The 4,318-nt window shown below is 43.0% G+C and carries 6 protein-coding genes; 2 read left to right on the top strand and 4 right to left on the bottom strand.

Annotation, left to right across the window (positions count from 1 at the left end; all coding sequences use genetic code 11):
* Positions 1 to 180 precede the first annotated feature (180 nt).
* Positions 181 to 426 (top strand): hypothetical protein, encoded by a 246-nt coding sequence (locus R7190_RS25360; protein ID WP_172686138.1) that lies wholly within the window; start codon positions 181 to 183, stop codon positions 424 to 426.
* A 48-nt stretch (positions 427 to 474) separates the two neighbouring features.
* On the opposite strand, the gene R7190_RS25355 is transcribed toward R7190_RS25360, so the two are convergent.
* Positions 475 to 1,155, bottom strand: coding sequence for a nuclease-related domain-containing protein (locus tag R7190_RS25355; protein ID WP_053309107.1), 681 nt, complete (start codon positions 1,153 to 1,155; stop codon positions 475 to 477).
* Positions 1,156 to 1,391: 236 nt separating this feature from the next.
* Entirely contained in the window at positions 1,392 to 2,039 is a 648-nt protein-coding gene (locus tag R7190_RS25350) for a restriction endonuclease subunit M (protein WP_172686139.1), read from the bottom strand.
* Between the two features lie 335 nt (positions 2,040 to 2,374).
* On the opposite strand from R7190_RS25350, the gene R7190_RS25345 reads away from it, so the two are divergent.
* On the top strand, positions 2,375 to 3,271 hold the full coding sequence (locus R7190_RS25345) for a DNA replication terminus site-binding protein (RefSeq protein ID WP_014386821.1): 897 nt from the start codon (positions 2,375 to 2,377) through the stop codon (positions 3,269 to 3,271).
* 67 nt (positions 3,272 to 3,338) lie between these two features.
* Here R7190_RS25345 and R7190_RS25340 read toward each other — a convergent pair whose 3' ends face one another.
* Together R7190_RS25340 and R7190_RS25335 are read right to left on the bottom strand one after the other, a co-directional pair.
* A complete protein-coding gene (locus R7190_RS25340) occupies positions 3,339 to 3,995 on the bottom strand; it encodes a hypothetical protein (RefSeq protein ID WP_046225206.1) in 657 nt (218 codons plus the stop codon).
* A 41-nt stretch (positions 3,996 to 4,036) separates the two neighbouring features.
* On the bottom strand, positions 4,037 to 4,318 hold a 282-nt coding region (locus R7190_RS25335), incomplete at its 5' end, for a Tn3 family transposase (RefSeq protein WP_206926155.1).

Raw genomic sequence — 4,318 nt, 5'->3', positions numbered from 1 at the left:
TTGAATGGGTTCATGTGCAGCTCCATCAGCAAAAGGGGATGATAAGTTTATCACCACCGACTATTTGCAACAGTGCCGTTTACTCATATATACTTTAGATTGATTTAAAACTTCATTTTTAATTTAAAAGGATCTAGGTGAAGATCCTTTTTGATAATCTCATGACCAAAATCCCTTAACGTGAGTTTTCGTTCCACTGAGCGTCAGACCCCTGATAATGGCTTTGACGATAATGGGAGGCAAGTAGCCCCAATTGCTCTATCTGTGAACTCTTCAAAATGGAAGCAAATACCAGCGTTGGCCGAAGAACATGGTCATTTCTATATTGAGATTCTTGATAGTGATGAGAGTAAAGCAAACCTTTATGTTCACCCTGCCGCAATGAAAAGAGCCGTTCACAAAGAACATGAAAAGGAGTGTGACTGATGGCAGTGTAGGATGCAAACCGCTACTACACTGCCCTGAGTGCTAAGTTCAAGCACGATGTTTAGCTTTGAGGTTTTTCACATGCTTAAAGTTAGTTTTAAGCCCCTTTTCTAAACGTGCAGACTCTAGACTCTCATAAACACTATTAATGTCGATAAAAGAGCTTTCCTTGGATTGTTCATAAATATAATCTGCGGCCTTCCAACCGGATGTGAATAGTAGCTTTGGTGTGTTTTTACTCCTCCATTCGCACTCACCTACCATAACTACAATCGAGTAGAACGCTTCCTGGGGAATGCTAGGCAAAAGAGATTGAATTGCTTTCACATGCTTATAGTTTTGTCTGAACGGATTTTGAAACTTGTAGCTACGTTTAAATATCTTTTGAGTCCAAAATTGATCTGATTCCTTGCCATAAATCCAGCCTTTATAATGTTTTGTTTCAACGACAAATATTCCAGCTGGGGAAATAACAACATGGTCCACCTGAGTAGTATCTCCATCGGAAACTTCAAGAGTAACATCATCAAGTACTATGCAATTATTACCACATTTTTTATTTAATATTTTTGATAAAGCCCACTCGCCTATTTTCCCTTTGATATGGCGTGAAAATACTTTGGCAACAAATAATAGTGTTACAGCCAAAATCAACATCCACGTTGTCGGTTGATTTAGAAGCTCTCCAAAAGCGCCTATAAATAGATTAGAAAAAAAGTCGCTCTGCATGATAGGTCCTATAATGATGAGATTGTTATAAGGTCTTATTTTCCGTGTCGTCAGATAAGACTTTGTAATAGTCAACGCTTGATGGACTAGCCATAGGTCTAACCCCGATCGTTCTGTAGATATGATACTTCTCTACTGCGTTATGACAATAATTCGATTTTACACAGGCTATAGTGGCGAATTGGTATCCAAAAATGCCCATAAAGGGCAAATTTCAGGATGAAGGCCAGATATGCTTAACCTGCTTTATCTAGATAGGTTAAAGGTTGAGGCTCAAGGATATACACTAAGCCTTTGGGCGCACGGCTGAGTACATCAACAGCATTAATACTCAACCTTTTAACCTTCACCTCAAGGTTACTTAGAAGATTAATAATCTGAATCAACGCTGCCTTACACATAGTACGATCAACATCTTCAAGCACTAAAACGCTTTGCTCCAACGTTTCTTTACCGTTGTTATGAATCTTCTCCATTATCCACTTCATCGCAATCGCTCCAGTGCCGGAGCATGGCTCATAGAAAGAAAGTTCTTGATTGTGATGGTCACTAGGCGATCCTACGAGTGCTGCGAGTAAACGCCCCAGCTCTGGTGGAGTAGGAAAGAAGTTTTGTCCTTGTTTGTAGTAACCACACTCGGAGAAAAACATGCCGAGAACGTCAATACCAGGATAGTTTCTCATGGCCGCACTCAAGATATGCGATAATTCGATAGCCGTAGGTTCCAGTTCTTTTGGCATTTTTGATGATGGAGGGTACAGCCCGGTCTGCTGATATGCCCAGTGGTCGATAAATGTATAAACAAACTCGGCAACACCCATACGATATCTAGCCGCCTCTATTACCTGAACTGCCTTGCAGATTTCGCTATGCACTTGCGACATTCATTCTCCCCTCTGTTTAACTCAACTCACAGTATCATAATATAATCCCATAAACATAGCAATTTAGACCATCATGCAATACCGGATACAGCTCCAATCCCCTCCACCACCGAGAAAACTGAAAGTACCCCCCCCTAACCACCTTGCTAGACCTCTCTTTTTTTCTCTCTTTTTCTCTATTTATCTCTCTCTTTCTAAATTCGGGGGCGAGCCCCGGCTCAACAAAGCCGAAGGAGGAGCGTTAGCGACGACCGAGGCTTATACCCCACTTTGCATGATGGTCTAAAAACGGCTAAAATGTAATCAATGATCCGTCAGAACAACGCAAGGAATAAATGATGAGCCAGATAAAAACGCTCTTTGACGACGTGACATTTAATCTGTCTCGTCTGAACAAACTACTAACGAGCACTATGCCAAGCATGGCGATAGTGAGCCGGATACCTCCAGTACATAAAGGCAATGAGCATGAGGTAATAAAACTCATCATGCCCGAGCACCATTCCGGCATGGCCGCTATGAAGCTGGCGGGTGAAGGCTACGTGGATCTGCACATCAAACACCCCTACTCACAGAAATCTGCCAGACGTTATGTTGGCGTGATCCACCTGCTGCCCTCTAATCCCAACAGCGCTGAGATTGTTCAGTTGGTACATAGCATCAACCAAAGCAAGGCCGACATCGAGGAGTTGGTGATCACTGAAAACGAAACCCGGCAAGCACGGTTCAAGGCAATCCATGACAACTGCCCCGGCGTCATGACAAAACATCTCTACAGACAAATCCACTGCCTAGTCGATGCGGACGTCAAATCAGTGAAGTTCAGTTGGCAGAGAAAAGATGCTTTGCACCAACCGGACAAAGCAGTACTAATAAGCCAAATGATCAAAGAACTGGAGCGAGCCAACCCTGAGAACGAGTTGCCCCTGACCCAGCTCATCAAGAAAGTCGCCAGCGCCCCTGATATGACACTGAGAATTCGTCGGGATGTTAAAGTACAGCCAGCGGCCAATGTGGTAAAACTCTCTGGGCAGAAAACCATGACTGCTCCGTTGCCGATCATCGTGGTACAAGATGAACCCTTCAAGGCTGGACAGATCGCTTCGTTTGTGGCCGCAGTGGAGAGAAAGCAACGCTCGGACAAACAAAGCTCAACTATCCTTGGCACGTTCGCTGGCCGACAAATAGAGCAGATAGCTCCCAAAAAGTTAAATAAAGAAGATTCAACGTAAAACGAAGACAGAAGAAATTGATATCAGTTGTTCGGTTAAACCGAACAACTGATGCTTTTAAGGATTGTTAGATGTTGTCGTCAATAGCCCAATACGATGAGCCGCTTGGCATTGCTGGAGATTGTTCAAGATGCTCAATTCCCATATCTTTAGCAACATACTGAGCTACATCATGAGACACGTGACCATCATCCAAGTCCGAAGCTATCATTGCTTGTGAGTAAACAAAAAAGGGAGGATGTTCCTTAAAATCACGTTGCCTCATCCAGGCTTGCACTGAGCGAGAAAAATATCCCCACAATTTGTTTTTATATAAAGCAGCTTGGTCAGCGATAGTTGGATTAGGATCGTTCAATTGAACGGATTTGGCCTTTTCAAACATTTCATAAGTAAACAAAGGTCTCCCGAAATACTCACTAGCAGAAGACAATAGAGTACAGAACTGATGATGTAGAACTCTATCCTCAGCCAAGTTTGGCACGTAATTCAAACCACACTTGTCGCAAATAACAGCATGACCTAAACCATCGTATTCAGGCGGCATCATTTCGACAACTGTATTGGACTGAACGCTCCTCAATTCATTCAAATATTTTTCAGTGACAAAAGTACCTGAATCAGAATCCTTTGGAAGGTGAAAATACTTAACCTCAGGGTCATAGTACCAATAAGGGGTTCTAGGGATTTTCCCCTCTAAAAAGACATAATCCTCTGTAGACCACACCAATAAATGGCTGCGGAGGTGGTTTACTTTCAGCTTGGAGCCTAATCATCCACTATCGGCCTTGTTATTTCGCCAATATTGGGCAATTTCCCAGTATTAGTGAAGTTATACGTTCCGCTTAAGTTGATATTTTGCCACGCAACGGGCGAAACAGCACGAGTGATACCCGCTTTCTCTTCATCTCCTCTCGCTTCAAAGTGTCCCAGAAGATGACTCAGTATCGCGGAGTTGAAGTAGATGATCGCGTTGGCAAGCAATCTTGCGCATTCATTCCAGATAGCGATTTCAGACTCGTTTTTGCCACGGAACTGATCACCATTCAC

Source organism: Vibrio sp. 1078-1 (assembly GCF_033340475.1).
This window is presented reverse-complemented; position numbering and strand designations above follow the sequence as displayed.

Coding starts and splice junctions, on each gene's coding strand:
- R7190_RS25345 (WP_014386821.1), top strand. CDS start 2,375: ATGATGAGCCAGATAAAAACGCTCTTTGACGACGTGACATTTAATCTG.
- R7190_RS25350 (WP_172686139.1), bottom strand. CDS start 2,039: ATGTCGCAAGTGCATAGCGAAATCTGCAAGGCAGTTCAGGTAATAGAG.
- R7190_RS25355 (WP_053309107.1), bottom strand. CDS start 1,155: ATGCAGAGCGACTTTTTTTCTAATCTATTTATAGGCGCTTTTGGAGAG.